General features: G+C 34.0%; 15 protein-coding genes. All 15 read left to right on the forward strand.

Annotated features, from left to right (window positions below):
* Positions 1-37: 37 nt before the first annotated feature.
* Positions 38-3,340: a TonB-dependent receptor gene (locus EAG08_RS17350; RefSeq protein WP_129536523.1), complete on the forward strand. Its 3,303-nt coding sequence runs from the start codon at positions 38-40 to the stop codon at positions 3,338-3,340.
* A gap of 417 nt (positions 3,341-3,757) precedes the next feature.
* Positions 3,758-5,029 carry a hypothetical protein gene (locus EAG08_RS17355; protein WP_129536524.1) on the forward strand — a complete coding sequence of 424 codons (1,272 nt, stop codon included), beginning with the start codon at positions 3,758-3,760 and terminating at the stop codon, positions 5,027-5,029.
* Between the two features lie 70 nt (positions 5,030-5,099).
* Positions 5,100-6,119, forward strand: coding sequence for a T9SS type A sorting domain-containing protein (locus EAG08_RS17360; RefSeq protein ID WP_129536525.1), 1,020 nt, complete (start codon positions 5,100-5,102; stop codon positions 6,117-6,119).
* 270 nt (positions 6,120-6,389) lie between these two features.
* Positions 6,390-7,139 (forward strand): hypothetical protein, encoded by a 750-nt coding sequence (locus tag EAG08_RS17365; RefSeq protein ID WP_129536526.1) that lies wholly within the window; start codon positions 6,390-6,392, stop codon positions 7,137-7,139.
* Positions 7,140-7,229: 90 nt separating this feature from the next.
* Complete coding sequence (locus tag EAG08_RS17370; protein WP_129536527.1) at positions 7,230-8,606, forward strand: S41 family peptidase; 1,377 nt, start codon at positions 7,230-7,232, stop codon at positions 8,604-8,606.
* A 23-nt stretch (positions 8,607-8,629) separates the two neighbouring features.
* Complete coding sequence (locus tag EAG08_RS17375; RefSeq protein ID WP_129536528.1) at positions 8,630-8,911, forward strand: hypothetical protein; 282 nt, start codon at positions 8,630-8,632, stop codon at positions 8,909-8,911.
* A 668-nt stretch (positions 8,912-9,579) separates the two neighbouring features.
* Positions 9,580-10,005: a hypothetical protein gene (locus EAG08_RS22345; RefSeq protein ID WP_228446628.1), complete on the forward strand. Its 426-nt coding sequence runs from the start codon at positions 9,580-9,582 to the stop codon at positions 10,003-10,005.
* Between the two features lie 67 nt (positions 10,006-10,072).
* Positions 10,073-10,915, forward strand: a complete 843-nt coding sequence (locus tag EAG08_RS22350) for a site-specific integrase (protein WP_228446629.1) — start codon at positions 10,073-10,075, stop codon at positions 10,913-10,915.
* A gap of 126 nt (positions 10,916-11,041) precedes the next feature.
* Positions 11,042-11,827 carry a DUF6043 family protein gene (locus EAG08_RS17385; protein WP_129536529.1) on the forward strand — a complete coding sequence of 262 codons (786 nt, stop codon included), beginning with the start codon at positions 11,042-11,044 and terminating at the stop codon, positions 11,825-11,827.
* A gap of 167 nt (positions 11,828-11,994) precedes the next feature.
* Complete coding sequence (locus EAG08_RS17390; protein ID WP_129536530.1) at positions 11,995-12,300, forward strand: helix-turn-helix transcriptional regulator; 306 nt, start codon at positions 11,995-11,997, stop codon at positions 12,298-12,300.
* A gap of 34 nt (positions 12,301-12,334) precedes the next feature.
* Positions 12,335-13,324: a replication initiation protein gene (locus EAG08_RS17395; RefSeq protein ID WP_129536531.1), complete on the forward strand. Its 990-nt coding sequence runs from the start codon at positions 12,335-12,337 to the stop codon at positions 13,322-13,324.
* Between the two features lie 385 nt (positions 13,325-13,709).
* On the forward strand, positions 13,710-14,588 hold the full coding sequence (locus EAG08_RS17400; RefSeq protein ID WP_129536532.1) for a toprim domain-containing protein: 879 nt from the start codon (positions 13,710-13,712) through the stop codon (positions 14,586-14,588).
* A gap of 148 nt (positions 14,589-14,736) precedes the next feature.
* Positions 14,737-15,186 (forward strand): plasmid mobilization protein, encoded by a 450-nt coding sequence (locus tag EAG08_RS17405; RefSeq protein ID WP_129536533.1) that lies wholly within the window; start codon positions 14,737-14,739, stop codon positions 15,184-15,186.
* The gene (locus tag EAG08_RS17410) at positions 15,179-16,327 is read left to right on the forward strand and encodes a relaxase/mobilization nuclease domain-containing protein (protein ID WP_129536534.1); all 1,149 of its coding nucleotides are present in this window, start codon (positions 15,179-15,181) and stop codon (positions 16,325-16,327) included. The genes EAG08_RS17405 and EAG08_RS17410 overlap by 8 nt, the downstream gene beginning before the upstream one ends.
* 22 nt (positions 16,328-16,349) lie before the next feature.
* Positions 16,350-16,961: a hypothetical protein gene (locus EAG08_RS17415; RefSeq protein ID WP_129536535.1), complete on the forward strand. Its 612-nt coding sequence runs from the start codon at positions 16,350-16,352 to the stop codon at positions 16,959-16,961.
* Positions 16,962-16,991: the final 30 nt, after the last annotated feature.

Consider the following 16,991-nt stretch of genomic DNA (forward strand, 5'->3'; position numbering starts at 1 on the left):
ATAAAATATTCTTCTAATAAAAAGGAAATAAATAATAATGAGAAAAATAAAATGTGGGCTAACGGTAGCGGCTGTGTTTTTTGCAGTATCGTTGCAAGCACAGGAATTGACACAAAAAGTATCTTTTGCCTTTCCTGCAGGTAGCCCTTTAGTTAAAACCCTGGAGGAATTTGCGGCAAGAACGGGTTTGGGGTTTACCTATTCTAAAGAAGATTTTAAAGGACTTAAAATAAAAAATGTTAAATGCGAAAGCATTCCGGTGAACGATTGCTTACAGGAAGTTATAACAGGGCTTCCGATAGCCTTCAGAATGAGAGGGAATTTAATATCTCTGAAATATAATGGCTCAAATGCTGTAGTATCGGGAAACGGGCATCTTTCGGGAAAAATTGTAAATGAAGTTGGAGAACCTGTTACAAGAGCAGTGGTAAGTGTTGCAGGAAAAATCGTGGTTACCGATAACAATGGGGATTTTTCTCTGGATCTTCCATCTGGAGAATACACACTTACCGTAAAAGCTGAAAAATACAGCTCACTGCGTGTAGAAAAGCTTACAGTAAAAGGTAATGAAACTAACACTGTTTCTTTTGTGATGAGATCTGCATCTGAAAATGAAACATCTATCAAAGAAGTGGTGATTACCGGTATCCGAAAGGCAGATACACAAGCTGGTTTACTGGCACAGCAGAAAAAGGCAGCCCAGATGAGCGACGGTATTTCTGCAGAGCAAATCTCCAAAACACCGGATAGTGATGTAGGAGCTACACTGAAAAGAGTAACCGGTGTTACTACGGTGGACAATAAATATGTGGTAGTGCGTTCTATGGGCGAACGTTGGAATACGGCAGCGATGGACGGTATCAATCTTCCAAGCACAGAAGCGTATAACAATAATTTTTCATTCGATATTATCCCTACTGCGATGGTAGAGAGTGTGGTAGTAAGTAAAACGGCTACTCCAGATATGAACGCCAGCTTTGCAGGAGGTTATGTGGAAGTACATACAAAAGACATCCCGAATAAAGATTTCTTAACGCTTAGTATGGGTTCTTCTTATAACGATATTTCTACGTTTAAGGAGTTTCTTACAAGACAGAGAGGGAAGAACGATTACTGGGGATATGATGACGGGACAAGGAATTTCCCAAAAGGGCTGGAGCCAATGGACTGGAATAATCCTCAGTTTTTCGAGCAGTCTAAACAGTTTAAGGACAACTTTTCTACTTTTAAAACAACAGCAGACCTAAACTCAAATTATCAGTTGGCTTTCGGAAAAAGCTTTAAGATGAAAAACAATAACAAGTGGGGATTTGCAGGAGCTGTAACTGTAAGAAATGAACAGAATAAATTAGATATAGACCACACGGGTAGAGGAAACTGGCTGGATACCGCAGGACCCATAGGGAAAGAGCAGCAGCAGGGCTTGGCACCGGTAAAATTTTACAACTTCAAAAATAAAGGAGCTTCTTATTCTTACAATTCTACAGTGGCAGGAATGTTGAATTTCGGATTGCAGTTGGGGAAAAGCAGAATTTCGTTCCGCAATTCGTATACCCATATTTATGATAATACCCTTACAAGGGTAACCGGATGGAACGAATATACCGGAGGAAGCGGAATGCCGGAAAATGCAGAGGCATCATACAACTATTTTTATAACGGAGTAATTCCGAATAATGATCCTTCTCAGCTTCAGTCGATGGATAGACCTTATACGGATAATACAGTTTATCCGGTTTATCAGACTTTACTGCAAAATAAATTAGAAGGAAGCCATAAAATAGGAAACGCCGAGCTGAGCTGGTTTGCAGCAAGAACAGGGGTAGAATCAGACACAAAAGACTATACACAACATCAAACCTATTATCAATTTATTGGTAACGAAATTTTAACCTACAATCAAATTTATAATTCCGGTAATAATTTTTCCAGAGGATATATAGAAAGCAAAGAGACCGATTACAATTTTGGGACATCGTTCAAATGGAGTATGGATGTGGGAAACTTCAAAAATGATATTAAAGTAGGTTATGCCGGAGCATTGAAAAACAATACCAATGCACAGGAAAAATTCTTCTTAAAAGTAGATGAAAATCGAGCAAATGTCCCAATCAACGAACGAAATTATTTAATGATGTATGGGGCTTTGACAGATTGGTTTGATGGTTCTCACTATACAACAGGCGGAATCGGCTGGCAGACCAAACCATTGTATAAAAACAGCAAATACGAGGGCGAGGTTACCCAACACGCTCCTTATTTGATGTTGGATAACCGTTTGGGAAATAAGCTACGTTTGGTATGGGGTGTTCGGGCAGAGTATTTTAAATATGAGCAAATTTCACAGCAGTTAGATCCTGATGATTCACGAAATCTTAACAAAGAACCAATTGAAGACAGGGTTTGGCAATGGATGCCTTCTGCCAACTTTACGTATAGTCCAACCAATAAAATGAATCTTAGGTTAGCCTATGGCCGTTCTGTATTACGTCCGCAGTTTAACGAAAGAACAGGCCTCCCTTACTTTGATCCGGTAGCTAATGCTTTGATTTATAATACGGAATTAACTTCATCTGTAATTGATAATTACGATTTTAAGTTTGAGTGGTTTCCTGGATTAGGGGAAATTATCTCTGCAGGGTTGTATTACAAAGATATTGCCCGCCCTATTGAAAGGGAAGGATATATTTCCAATGAGGGCAATTTATATCTCTATAACGGAAATTCAGCCAATGCAAAGCTTAAAGGTTTTGAAGTAGAGGTAAGAAAAAATCTTGGCTTCATAGCAGAAAATACATTGCTGAATAACTTATTTGTGAGTGGAAATTTCACTTATAATGATACGAAAGTTGTGGCATTTAAAAACCGTTTCAATACTGAAAATAATGCTGAAACCTACGAAGTAGAGCGTCCACTCTATGGGCAGACTCCTTGGGCATATAATCTGGGATTATCGTATGACGGAGAACGATTAGGACTAAACTTCCTCTACAATGCTAAAGGTGAACAATATATTACCGTGGGCTATGACTATAACGGAGAAGAAATCCAGAGACCTTATGCCGTGGCAGATGCACAGGTGTCATATAAACTGCTTAAAGATAAAAACCTTGAAATAAAATTCAATGCTAAAAACATTTTTAACAGAGTAATAGAATATTATAACAATTATAATTCTTATTCGGTGCAAACAGCAGATGGAAATACTATCGCTGCAACAAGGGAGGGTTTAGGACTGATGCCTGGAGCAACGGATAAGTATGATAAGGATATAGACAAAATCCTGTTCCGTGCATACAGAGGCAGAACTTTAGGATTGAGCATAAATTATACATTTTAAAATGTTCATTGTCATTCCGATGAGTAACCTTAGGCCTGTTAACGAATCCATAAAATATCTCGACAGACTTGATACGACAGAGAAACAGAATAAACATCAGCCCGTAAGCTGAAAAAGCGCAGCGTTCATTCAACCGTAAAACCATTATCTGAGGAAAACCCGCCTTTCGGAGTGAGAAATCTTAGAGCGTATAGCATAACAACCGTGCTCGTCAAGTGCTGGTTTTGCAAAGATTTTGGAATTTCGGTAATACCTTCACGATGTTGTGCCTTTCGGCATTGCGAAGATCATAAACAAAAAATGGAGACAAAAAGGCATTGTCTCCCGGCTAATTAACCTGTTTCGGGCAATAAAATGCGAAGCCCGAGACAAAACTACTAAATTACTAAATATTATGAAAATTTCTTTCTGGTAGCGATGACAGCTCTATCATTTACAGCTTGTCGCCAAAATGATTCTTTAGCAGAATCAGATTCGAACTTTAATATGAAGTCTACATCAGCAGAATATTCATCTGTTTGTAGTCGTCCTGTACAGACTGTTTCGGGAGATGTAGGATCTTCTACAGCTCCAATTCATTGGACTGCTGACAAGATTTGGGAAATTGACGGTATTTTAAATGTACCAAGTGGGGTTACCCTTACAATTGATGCTGGGACTTACATCAAATCTAAGCCGAAAGCAAATAATACTGCGAGTGGTGTTTTGGTAGTGCAAAAAGGTGGTAAATTAAATGCCAACGGTACAGTTGCCGCTCCTGTTGTATTTACCAGTTATAACTTATTAGATTGTGATGCTGAAACAACGGGAGCCCCTGGAGATTTCGGTGGAATAGTAATTTTGGGAGATGCCCCTACAAATAACGGAAATACCACTACTACAATAGAAGGGCTTAACGGTCCTAATTACCAGTATGGAGGGACTAACACTACCCATAATGGAGGATCTTTAACTTACGTACGTATAGAGTTTGCCGGTTTTGACCTTTTAGCACCTAACTCAGGTAATGAGATCAACGGTTTGACATTAGGGGGTGTAGGCTCTGGAACTACCTTAAACAGCATTCAGGTTTCGTATGGTAAAGATGATTCTTTCGAGTTCTTCGGTGGAACAGTAAATGCTTCTAATTTGGTGTCATTTGCTGCAGATGATGATAATTTTGATTTTGATCAGGGTTATACAGGTACTATTACCAATGCGCTTTCATTAGCAAATTACAATTCTACTCATAGCCTAAGTGGTGGTAACCCTGATTCTAATGGAATCGAATTAGACAACAATTCAGGAGGTACATCTACAACATTGCTTACGCATCCGATCATCAATAACCTGACAATTATAGGTGCTAAAAATAATACACAGGGAGCTTTATATGAAAATGGAGTTCATGTAAGAAGATATGGGCAGCTTACCCTAAACGACGCATTGGTTACTGGATATCCTACAGGTATTAGAGTAGAAGGTACAGGTTCTGCATTGGCAACACTTAATCTTTCTACTATTTATGCACATGGTTTTACAACTGCTGTTACTGGAACTGGTACGTCAGGTATCACTAACATAGCAACAGGTACTCCTGCGGCAACTTTCTTCCTGACGGGAGGAAACCCATTCTTTAACGAAGGTAGCTGGAGTATTGCTCCAAGAAGCTGGAGTTATAATGGAACTTGGACAAATTATTCATTTTAATTCTCAAAGTAATTAACCCGAAAGCAGGCGGCGGTAAGCTGTCACCTGCTTTCTTTATATAATTTTAATTATGAAAAATATAAACCAGTTTTTAGTTTTCTTTAGTCTAATATTATCCGGTGTTATTCATGCACAGGTACTTGTTTGGGAAAATACCTTTAATACTCCACAGGAAAGAGCCGGGTGGATATTCTATGACGGAAACAATAATAATAACACGTGGAATATAGGAAAACATGTGGTGCGCAATGCTGCAACTCCCAATATGTATGAGGAGGTGTCACCCGATTATGTTTTGAGGCACAGCGCATATAAACCAAATGTTATTGGAGGTCCGGCGAATTTTCAGGATGGTTATCTCAACGATTTTGAAGATTGGGTAATTTCGCCAGAAATAGATTTAACGACAGCTTCGGGAACCATTACTCTGGCGGCTATGATTGGAAGAGTAATTACTTATAACACCACTTCTGCAAGTAATAATACCAACAGACACATTTTTGTTTATGTAAGCACACCGACAAAACCAGTTCCTGGTGTAGCCGATTTCCAAGCTCTCCGTACTGATATTACAACAGCTAATAATAACGGTAGTAATCCTAATGTAATTCCTAAATTGCTAAGCATTACCAATGCAGATTATATTGCTGAGAGCAATGCTTTATTCTCCCAGGCAACGGCTGACCTTTCCCAATATGCAGGGCAGAAAATCTATATTGGATTTTGGAATAATGTTAACTTTGCAAGCAATTCATCAGCAATCAGTACATTACCATTTAAAGATACAAACTCATCAAATACCTTTCAAATAGATGAGATACAGGTTTATGCAGACTCAAATTTTTTAGGTACATCAGAGGCAAAAGCCAAATCTACAATAACGGTATATCCTAACCCTGTGACAGATGTGCTGTACCTGAAAAATATAAGCAAAGCTACTGTGAAAATATATAATCCGGCAGGACAGCAGTTACTTTCCACGGTGGTAAGCAATGGGCAGATCAACGTAAATGAATTACCAAAAGGTATTTATACTCTAACGGTAGAAACAGGCAGTAACCTAAGCACAACAAAGTTTATCAAGAAATAATTTTTTTCACCTCATCAAAAACAATGGCTGATATTCTTTTTAAAAACCCATTGAATGATACCTATGGCTACGGTATATAGAGAACGAATATACAAGAGCTTGTTTTGTAAAATATAGCCCTTTGTTTTAACAGTGAAGGGCTTTATTTCAATATCAAAAAAATAAAAAATTCTATTAATTGGAGCTCTCTTTGGATCCACTGTTTTTGCAAATGTCTAAAATGAAGCAGTAAGATCGAACATAAAATTGAAATTATAAATTAATCTATATATGAAAAAGATAATTGCACTCACTGCATTGATGAGCTTGTTTTCCTGCACAGATGAATCGTTGCAGCCCTATGATGTAGCCCAAAAACCAGCAGAGGTCAATATTAAAGGATACTCCAAGCCCGATATCTTACAGCTTCGATTGAACGGAGAACCTGTGTCTATCAACGGGAATACGTCTTACACCAATAGTATTACTACCAAACTCAGTTTTGTGCTGGATAAAGGAGAAACCGATATACTTGGGATTTATAACAAAGATACCGGAGCAGAAATCAAAATATTCAATATTAACTATGATAATGTTGATCAATATAAAATATTGAATTTCTTCAACCTGCCGGGAATTTTCCTTCAGGCTTCTGCGGTAAAACCAACAGTCAATCTCGGAAAAGTAGGCTATGTCTTCATTTTTCCGAATATTGGGGAATTTTCAGGTTCAGATTTAGAAAGTGTGAAGGGTATTTTGAAAAGAGATAACGGGACTGTACTGGCGAGCTTTGATGAAATCGGGAAGAAATCATTTACTAGTGTTCAGGTATACAACAATTTTAATATCAATACACCAGTCTATTTCGAACTCTACAAGCCTGGAACTATCGACCCTTATATCGGTACAACTTCCGTAATGGTAACACTAAAGCAAGTACACATCAATAACGACCGAGTGAATATGATCGTTTTACAGGAAAAACAGGAAAACGGAAATTTAGTTATAAAAGGCGATATTGATGTAGCAGATTATCTGTAAATAATAAAAACTATCTGAACAAAAGAGATCATAAGAATCTGAAAAAAGATCCTATTAAATTATAACTGACTGTTTTCAACCAAAATCACAATGAACATAACATTAATTAAAAATCTTTACGGAAATCAGTTTAAATTTCTGCTTTTGTCATTTTTCGCCTTTATCTCGATTGTTTCCTGCAGGCGGGATGATGAGGGAATTCCTGATTTTCCTGAAGGCAGTACAGAATCTGTTAACTTGTGGGTGCAGGACAGTATGAGACGTTATTATTATTGGGCGGAGCAAATGCCTTCAAAACCTAATTATAGTCTTCCTACAAAAGATTTCTTCAAGAATCTTTTATCTCCACAGGATAGGTTTTCATTTATTTTGGATACGAAAGACGCATCTACTTATCCGAAATCAGTTCGCAGTAGGTATGGTTTTGATTATACGATACTTCAACAGCCGGATGGAAAAATTGTAACGGTTATTAAACTGATCTTGCAGAATTCGCCGGCTCAAAATGCAGGTCTGAAACGTGGAATGGTTATTACCAAAATTAATGGGGCGGTGATTACTTCTGCAAATATGGGAACAATATCATCCTCTATCATCAATTCCACGGTTCTTCATCTTTCTGTCGGAGATTGGAATAACGGGAATATTACTAACGAAAAAGACATTACGGTATATTACGGTTTCACCCTTGATCAGTCTTTAGTTTCAAAGATTTTTGAATACAATGGTAAGAAAACCGCCTATTTGTATATTTATGATTTTCCGGATGGAATGGCTCAGCTTCTTTTACAGAAATTCTCTGAGTTTAAAGGATTAGGAGTTCAGGCTTTGGTTTTAGATTTAAGATATAATTACGGAGGTTCGGTAGCTTCTGCGGCTGCGCTCTGTGCGATGATTCCGGCAGGAATTTCTGCCAATTCTCCTTTCATTATTTATAGAGGGAATAAAAACGGAGGAGAAGTAAAAATGAATTTTTCACAACAAATCGCTTATGATAAAAGTGCACCGGGTTTTAATATTTTACACGCTAATACTTTAGGGTTTAACAAAGTCTATATTTTAACTTCCGAAAGCACAGCGTCAGCTTCCGAAATTGTGATTAATAATCTTAAACCCTACATAGAAGTAATTCAGGTAGGTGGAACTACTCTAGGAAAAGATATGGCAGGTTTTGCTATTGAAGATAAGCGTAATCCTCCTAAAATTTCCTGGCAGATTCATCCGGTAATTTATAAAGTTTATAATGCCAACGAGGAAGGAGAATATAGTAACGGAATTTCACCCCAGATTTCTGTTAATGAATTTTCTTTTTTGCCATTATTACCTTTAGGAGATCCTAATGAAACCATACTTTCTTCTGCATTGAGCAAGATTTACTCAAAAACTTCAGGGAATGAAATGCCGGATTATTCGTTGAAAATATTGTGGGAAAGCGATTGGCAACATGGAATTAATATGAAGAAATAATTTAGTAATATCATTAAAGTATAATGAAAAGAATTGATACTAAAGAGCATCAGGATCTGATAAATGTTTTTGAACGTTATAAACAATTTTACGATCTGTATGGAAATATTACGGTTACAGAAGATGATGATAAAATCTTAAGACAAAGAATTACTGAACTTCAGGGAACGTATGATTATTACCAAGTTTTGCTTTTCGAGCTTAGTAAATGTCTGAGAACATACCAATTAACAAGTGCTATTCTGCGATCAAAAATGTATTCTCCAGTAAGAAAGATGACAACAATAAATAAAAAGTCTAAATAGTTTTCATAAGGAAGTTAACTTAGATTAATTTTTTATTTTAATCTAAAGAATTCCTCGAAGCTCTGCCTCGGGGTTAAAAGAGGAAAAGTTTGAAAAACGGATGGTTTTTCAAAAAATAAAAAGATGTAGTTTCGATTTATGGATGATCATATTTTAAAACAACATAATAAAATTTCACTTCTGTACCATATTGTTTTTCCTGTGAATACAGAAATTCGATTATTAATGAAGAAGTTGGAATAGGCTTGAAAGAAATATGTATTGAAATTTCTCACCGTTTTTGATAATTTGTATTATATAGTTCGAACTTGGTTAAGCACATAGACCAGAAGCCGGATTTTATTAATTACATAAATTATTTTTTTTGATTATCAGTGTTTTACTTATTGAGTATAAATGTTATAAAAATAAAAAGCACCAATTAGAAATAATTAGTGCTTTTCGGTTGTACCCAGTACCAGAGTTGAAATAGTTAAATGTTATTCATCTGTAATATTACTTTTTCAAGTGTATGTTTATCTTATGTAACTGATATTTAATGTTTTGAAGCGGGTTTATTATTTAATTGAATTTAATCTTATTTAACTGAATTTAGGTTGTATGGGAACAATTTGGGAGCATATTTGGAACGTATTTAATATCTTTGTATAAATCAATTTCAATTAATTATGAAAGTTTCAGCATTTTTAAGGAAGTCCGCAAATAAAAATAATACCGAAATCCAAGCAACAATTTATTTTCGCTTACGTGATAAGAATAAAGATATTAAATCGGCAAGTGAGTTAACTATTAATCCAAATCATTGGAATGCGGAAAAACAAGGTTATAAAGATAGGGTAGCGTTAATTGGCGATAGTGAAAAAATAAAGTTGAAAAATGATATTCAAAATATTATTTCTTTTATCACTCAAAATTATGATGAAGATGCAGATGGAGAATGGCTAAACGTAATGATTGATAAATATCATCACCCAGACAAGTATAAAAATAAAGAACAGATAGAAGCTGAAAGAAATCTATCTTTTGCAGAACTTTTTGATGATTTTCTACTAAAGCACAAGCTATCAGAAGTTAGAAAAAAAATTTCCGAGTAATTAAAAGAATTCTCCTGCGGTATGAATTATATGTAAGAAATACAAAAAAAATAAAGGTTCATTTACTTTGAACATTAATCATATCACTTCCGATACATTATATGACATATCAGATTTTTTAGAAAATGAGCACATATATTATGAATTGTATCCTTCTATATATGAGCAAATTCCTGAAAAGCGAGTTCCAAAACAACGAGGAAAAAATACCATAATTGATTGTCTTTGTAAAATAAGGACATTCTTTTTATGGTGCTATAAACATAATAAAACGATAAATAAACCTTTCGATAAGTTTAAAATTGATGATTGTACTTATGGAACACCTTTTTATATTACAATTGAAGAGCGTGATAAGTTATATGAAAAGGATTTTTCCGAAAATAAACATTTAGAATTGCAGCGGGATATATTTGTATTTCAGTCATTGATAGGTTGTCGTATTGGCGATTTTTATCGTATGACTAAACAAAATATAATAAATGATGCCATTGAATATGTCCCAAGAAAAACAAAAGATGGCAATCCTATCACTGTTCGTGTTCCCCTTAATAATAAAGCGAAGGATATATTAAAAAAATACGAAGCATATGATGGTAAGATGCTTTTGCCTTTTATTTCAGAGCAGAAATATAATGATGCAATAAAGAAAGCATTTAAATTGGCAGAAATAGATAGAATTGTTACAGTACTTGACCCACTTACTAATGAAGGTGTCAAAAAATACCTTTATGAGGTTGCTAGTAGCCATATGGCTCGCAGAACGTTTATTGGCAACATTTACAAAAAAGTAAAAGACCCTAATTTGATTGGGGCTTTGAGTGGACACAAAGAGGGAAGTAAAGCTTTCAGTCGTTATAGAGAAATAGATGAAGATATGAAAAAAGAATTGGTAAACTTATTAGATTGATTTTATAAGTAATTCAAAATCATATCAGAAACAAAACTTAATCTAAATGGAACTAAATACTTTTTTACTAGAAATAAAAAATGGAAAGAATCTCATATAGAGCAATATGATCTATTTGAAGAATATATGAACAGAAAAGATAATGCTGGCTACGACAAGATTTTTCAAATGGCTACCTCAATTATCCCAAAATATAAAAGTGCTATTTCGAGAAAATTAAATCAAGGTTCTTTTGACGATATTTCAGATTTTAACATTTTATTTTCCGAAAACAATGTTGCTGAATATTTAGTCAGTAATTTTCAGAATATTCCGAAAAATTCTATTATTCCGGCGATGCTTGCTTGGCTATATTTTGGAAAAAGCTTTGAGAGAATGGTAGAACGGGGACTGGAAATGAGGAAAAAACAAACACTAAACTATGTTGAAAAACAATTTATTGTTTCAATAATGAAGCAGGTAATAGAATTTTCAATAAGTTCTGGTTTGCGTATAAAATCAGATTGGGAAAATCATTTTCAGCAACTACAGTTAGCTGATGGAAATAATTTAGAGAATTGGCTTATTCAAGATTCAATCACTGAAAAGAAAAACGTTGGAAGAAAACCTGATACTCAAGAATTACCACAACATCTTTTAGAAAAAATTGGCAAGTATCTCGAAAATAATAAATCTGAAAATCATTTAGCATATTTAAAAATAGCATTAGAGGAACTAAAATTTTCTAAACCAAAAGGAATAAAAGCATTTAGAGAAATTTTGAATAAAAAATATGGAAATATTATTTCAGAGAGAGGAATACAGAGTGCATATAAAACATTAACAGACACTATGAGTAATGGAGAATTTCAAAAAGATCTAAAACAACACCGTCCATTCATTGATCAATTAAAGGAAATGCTATCCAACTAAATTCGTTTAATTCGTTTTTACATTTCACGAATTAAACGAGGTTTAAATAGCTGATAATCAGGTTTTATTTGATATAATTTTGTGCCGCTATCCAATAACTGGATAGTGGCTTTCTTTTTTTTAATCCACTATAAAAAGAAAGTTTAATCAATGGTGGGGAATAAAAAATGAAAAATATATTGTCAATTATTCAAGATGAGAAGGTCAGTATTAAACTTGAAGTTTCGGGTGAAGATTTACTGAATTTCTCTAATGAACTAATTAATCGTGCTAAGAATGAGCTATCGCTCGAGATAGCAGAAGCTAGAAAAGAAAGATATCTTACCAGAGAAGAAACGAAACAAATTTGTGGCGTCTGTGATGCAACACTTTGGCACTGGAACAAAAAAAATTATCTGAATACTGTCAAAATTGGAAACAAAGTTCGATACCGAATGTCAGATATTCAAAAAATATTAGAGGGAAAAAAATAAGGAGTTATCTATAAAATAAAGCAATTACATACAGATGGAAAGTAAAATTTTCACTCCAAAAACTCGAAAGAAAGTGCTTATTTCTAATGATTTTCGGGAGGTTTTAATTTCTCAGGAGACAACCATTATTGAACAGAGAATTTTGGTGGTCATCTTATCTGCGATAAAAGAAGAACAGTCTTTATTTATATCAGTGAAATCGCCAATTAAGAAGACAGAAGAGAATCAGCTTTCATTTGATGATTACTACGAAGGATGGGCAAATCAAGGAACGGTAGATTTTTTATTACCACTCAACGATTTAAATCCGGATCGAAGAATGAAAAATGAGTATATCCAATCCGCATTGATCAATATGGCCAATATCAACTGGCTGAGATTAAAAGATGAAACTATCAACGGTTACAAGGCTGTCCCTTTTATAATTGAGCCGGGATGGAACAAGAAAAATATATTTTTCAAAATGGATAAGGCTGTAATAAGACATCTTGTCAATATGAGTTCCTATTTTTCAATCAAAAAAGATCTCCCTTACCAAACTTCAACCTCGAATACACTTAGGTTTTTATTATGGTTGTTGAAATACAAACAACAGGGAGGAATCATAAAATCGTATTCGCAGATACTTAAAGAGTTATTCATTCCTAAAGAATACTATGAAGGGCATTACCGCTTTGAGAGAGATTTTTTGAATAATGTAAAGGCAGATCTGGATAGTTATAATGAGCTAAGTTTTAATTATGCCTATAACAAAGGCAATTATAATTTTTTGATATACTACACAAAGAACTCCGTCGGTTCCGGAGAAATGTTTTCATCATTAAACAATCTTCAGACGGATCGGGCATTGAAATACTTAAAAAAGACACGGAAGCTTGACGAAAGAAGTTTATCCGTCCTACGAAAGCTTTTTGAAGTAAGAGGTTACAAAGAGCTATCGATTCGATTGAAACGAAAAATTGATCCGAATTTGACAGGAATTGATTACGTAAAAGCAGTGTTTCAATTACTGGAAAATGAGTAGGATATTATCTCCGTACTTCTGGATATTACCTCCGTTTTTTTAGATATTATCTCCGATATTCTGGATATTATTTCCGAAAAAACAGATATTATCTCCGTATTTCTGGATTTTATCTCCGAATAATAACGGCTCACCCCTTTTTAAGCTGTTCATTTTCAAAATCTTATAAGTCTTTTGAAAATCTGCTTAATTATATTAATACCTATTAAGTATTATAATCTTAATAATTAAAATAATAATTGTGGATAAAATATCAAGAATTATTTATTTGCAATGGATTGAAAATCAATTGTTTTAAAAATAGAAAAGTTGTTGACAATTTGGATATTATCTCCGTCAATATTTTTGATGGTGAAAGAAAAAAAATAGCAAAAAAAAATAGAAAATGAACTGCAAACAATTCAACATTATATCGTTGGAAGAAGTCCTCCTTTCTCTCGGACACCTTCCCACGAAACAAAATGAAAGAGAAGCTTGGTATCTCAACCCCTTTACCAGCGAATCCCAAGCCTCTTTTAAAATCAATAAAAGTATAAACAAGTGGTACTTATTTTCACAAGGAATCGGTGGAAATAATACTGACTTTATGAAGAAGTATCTGAATACTTCAGTAAATGGAGTTTTAAGTTGGGCAGAAAATCAGAAGTTTTCTTCTTTTCTAAATCAAAATATTCCTGATCAGAAGTTCGAAAACCCGAGTAAAAATTATGAGATACTTGATGTGAATGAAATGCAGCATCCTGCACTTCTGGAATATTTAAGAGAAAGAAATGTCGGAAATCAAACTCAGTTCTTACAAGAAATTCATTACCGAATGAACGATAAAAACTATTTCGGAATTGGTTTCAAAAACGATTCTGAGGGTTACGAAATTCGCAATAAATATTCAAAAATTTGTTTAGGCAAAAAAGATGTTTCTACTATAAAAAATGGATCAGAATCGCTTCGGGTTTTCGAAGGTTTTTTCGATTTTCTTTCATTTAAAAATGTAGAGAATCTTTTAGAAAAAGAGCCTTCTGATTATCTCGTTTTGAATTCCGTTTCGATGATTTCAAACATTAAAAAAACACTCGATAACTATGCAAATATTGAGCTTTATTTTGACAATGACGAAGCCGGAAATCGTGCAGTTGAAATCATAAGTAATCAAAATCAAGACGTGAAAGATTGTCGGATTTTATATTCACATTTTAAAGACTTAAATGATTGGATGATTCACAAAAATCCATCACCTGAAAGACAAGTGAAACAAAAGCGAAGGTGAGTAAAATAAATACAGGTAAAATATGGTGGTATGTTAGTGCAAAAAGTACCCAAAGTTTACAATAAGCGTATCCGCTGATTGCAAAATTGGGATTTTTGATTTCTTCCTATCGTCAGAAATGTTTTGAAACACACTAAAATTTAACACAATGGAAAAAAACTTTTTACAAGAATTTATACACCAAGTTGCCAAAGAAAATGAAGCAACGATTGCTCAGGAAAAGAGAAGAAAACATTTCCAGGAACTTGGTCGGAAAGGCGGTTTGAAGACCAAAGAAAATAAAAAATTGGATAAAGTGATTTCAATCAGAATGACCAATTCCGAATATTATGTTTTAGTTCAAAAACAAGAAAAATATCCGCTAAAATTGTCTGCTTATATCCGGAATGTTTTGTTCGAAAAAGAACTAAAAATCAATGAATTTCAAACCGATGAGATCTTACTCCAATATGGAACTCATTTCAAAAAAATCACCAATCTTTTACGAAATCGGGAATGGAATGTTTTTGAAAATAAGAAAGAAATTTTATTGAGAATTGAAAATCTGATCGAATTGATTCATCAGTATTTATATTCAAAAATTAAGAAAAATGAATAATTCCGCAACCACAAGATCCATTACAAAAATCGCTTTGGAATATAATGCGAACGACAAAGGAACAGCGGAGATGGTGGCTTCGAATTATCTTTTGAGTGATACTGCGGAAGGTCAGTTTTACGAAATGAAAACTGTAGCTGAACGAAACCAAAAAGTAAAGAAGTGGGCATTGACAGGTTATATTTCTCAACCGGACGAAATTGGCAGAAAATTGAAGGATGAAGAATTAAAACAAATTGCGATGGAAGCTCTTGTAAACGTAGGTGTGACGGATAAAAATCAATACCGATTGGATATTCATAATAGTACAAAACATAAGCATATCCATTTTGTTGTCAACAGGATTGATATTTCGGGAAAGTGCACAGTGAAAGCACACGATATCGGAAGACGATTTGGTGAAGCTGTCAGAGAAGTTTGTAAAGAAAAAGGATTATTGACCGATGTTGAAATTGGAATTCAGAAAAAAGCGGTGATGCTGCAAGGCTTGACCGAAGCTATCAGGTCAGAAGATAATTTTGATGATCTGATCTTAGCAATGAAGAAAAAAGGTTTTGAAATTCAATTGTCTTCAAATGTTAAAGACGGGATTTCGGGAATGCGGATTGTGATGGAAAAAGACAAAAATTTTCAAACTGAAAGAATTTATAAAGCTGGTTACAAATTATCTGAAATCTCAAATCAACTAAAAATTTCTGAAATAAAATCTCTGTTTGAAGTTAAAAAAGCGATTAAGGGAGTACAAAGAAATGCTGACAATTTAAAGGAATTTCGGGAAAATCTACGACAAAAAGGATTTTCTGTAAAGATCCAATATAACGGAGAATTTAAAGCCAATCAAAAAAATAAAATTAAAGATATATGGATCAATAAAGTTGAAAGTAATCAACAGAAAAACGGATTCTTTTTCCGGAAAAATTTCGGGTTCTCTCTTTCTGCAATAGATTCTGATCTTGGTGATCTGGTAAAATCATTAAATCAAAGTAGTATAAAAAATGATGTAAGTGATTATTTGAAATCAGAAACAAATGAAAGCTTAATAGAAATTGCAGGCGGATTATTGGGTAACGTACTTAACCCAACTTATGTTTCCCACGACGAGGATGAACTTTGGAAAAAGAAGCGAAAATTAAGACGATAATTAAAATTAAAGAAAAATAAATATGGAAAATGAAAATAAAGAATCTAAAAGTAACGGAATGGAGCTTTTAGAAAATGTGATCAAATCAAATACGGAAAATACTGAACAAAATATCAAACTTCAGTCTGCTATCGAAGACCATACGATTCTGCTGAACGATGTACAAATGAGTTTGCAAGATATGCATTCGATCTATGATGATGCAGTTAGTTTTTCAAAATTAGAGGAAGCCAAGAGAACTGAATTCCTCGCCAGTATTCCTACTCAGATAGAGACAGTTCTTTCAAAAGAAACTAAAGATGATTTGGAAAGTTTTGGAAAGGATATAAGATGGAGGAAGAAATTTATTTGGAGCGGAATTGGAGTCTTTGTTATTGCGGTTTTAGTACTGATCGTCTCCATCAATTTCGCAACCAATTGGTACAAAGAAAGCATCAAAGCCAAAAGTGAACTACGTCAAGATATTTTAAATGAAATTGCTGATGAAGGGAGAAAAATTTACGATGAAAATGAGATTAAAATTTTGAGAGAAAATACAAAAGTGATGCAATTGTGGATTAAGAATAATCCTAAAAAAGCGGAAGATTTTCAGAGGTTTAAAGATGGATTTGATGCTAATAAAAATAAAAACTAAATACAATTTTCCAAAAGTAAATGAAAGTTA

Origin of the sequence: Chryseobacterium sp. 3008163, assembly GCF_003669035.1 — a bacterium.
Taxonomy (GTDB): domain Bacteria; phylum Bacteroidota; class Bacteroidia; order Flavobacteriales; family Weeksellaceae; genus Chryseobacterium.

Excerpts from the sequence above, each read along its gene's own strand:
- EAG08_RS17350 (WP_129536523.1), top strand. The coding sequence starts at position 38 with ATGAGAAAAATAAAATGTGGGCTAACGGTAGCGGCTGTGTTTTTTGCA.
- EAG08_RS17355 (WP_129536524.1), top strand. The coding sequence starts at position 3,758 with ATGACAGCTCTATCATTTACAGCTTGTCGCCAAAATGATTCTTTAGCA.
- EAG08_RS17360 (WP_129536525.1), top strand. The coding sequence starts at position 5,100 with ATGAAAAATATAAACCAGTTTTTAGTTTTCTTTAGTCTAATATTATCC.
- EAG08_RS17365 (WP_129536526.1), top strand. The coding sequence starts at position 6,390 with ATGAAAAAGATAATTGCACTCACTGCATTGATGAGCTTGTTTTCCTGC.
- EAG08_RS17370 (WP_129536527.1), top strand. The coding sequence starts at position 7,230 with ATGAACATAACATTAATTAAAAATCTTTACGGAAATCAGTTTAAATTT.
- EAG08_RS17375 (WP_129536528.1), top strand. The coding sequence starts at position 8,630 with ATGAAAAGAATTGATACTAAAGAGCATCAGGATCTGATAAATGTTTTT.
- EAG08_RS22345 (WP_228446628.1), top strand. The coding sequence starts at position 9,580 with ATGAAAGTTTCAGCATTTTTAAGGAAGTCCGCAAATAAAAATAATACC.
- EAG08_RS17385 (WP_129536529.1), top strand. The coding sequence starts at position 11,042 with ATGAACAGAAAAGATAATGCTGGCTACGACAAGATTTTTCAAATGGCT.
- EAG08_RS17390 (WP_129536530.1), top strand. The coding sequence starts at position 11,995 with ATGAAAAATATATTGTCAATTATTCAAGATGAGAAGGTCAGTATTAAA.
- EAG08_RS17395 (WP_129536531.1), top strand. The coding sequence starts at position 12,335 with ATGGAAAGTAAAATTTTCACTCCAAAAACTCGAAAGAAAGTGCTTATT.
- EAG08_RS17400 (WP_129536532.1), top strand. The coding sequence starts at position 13,710 with ATGAACTGCAAACAATTCAACATTATATCGTTGGAAGAAGTCCTCCTT.
- EAG08_RS17405 (WP_129536533.1), top strand. The coding sequence starts at position 14,737 with ATGGAAAAAAACTTTTTACAAGAATTTATACACCAAGTTGCCAAAGAA.
- EAG08_RS17410 (WP_129536534.1), top strand. The coding sequence starts at position 15,179 with ATGAATAATTCCGCAACCACAAGATCCATTACAAAAATCGCTTTGGAA.
- EAG08_RS17415 (WP_129536535.1), top strand. The coding sequence starts at position 16,350 with ATGGAAAATGAAAATAAAGAATCTAAAAGTAACGGAATGGAGCTTTTA.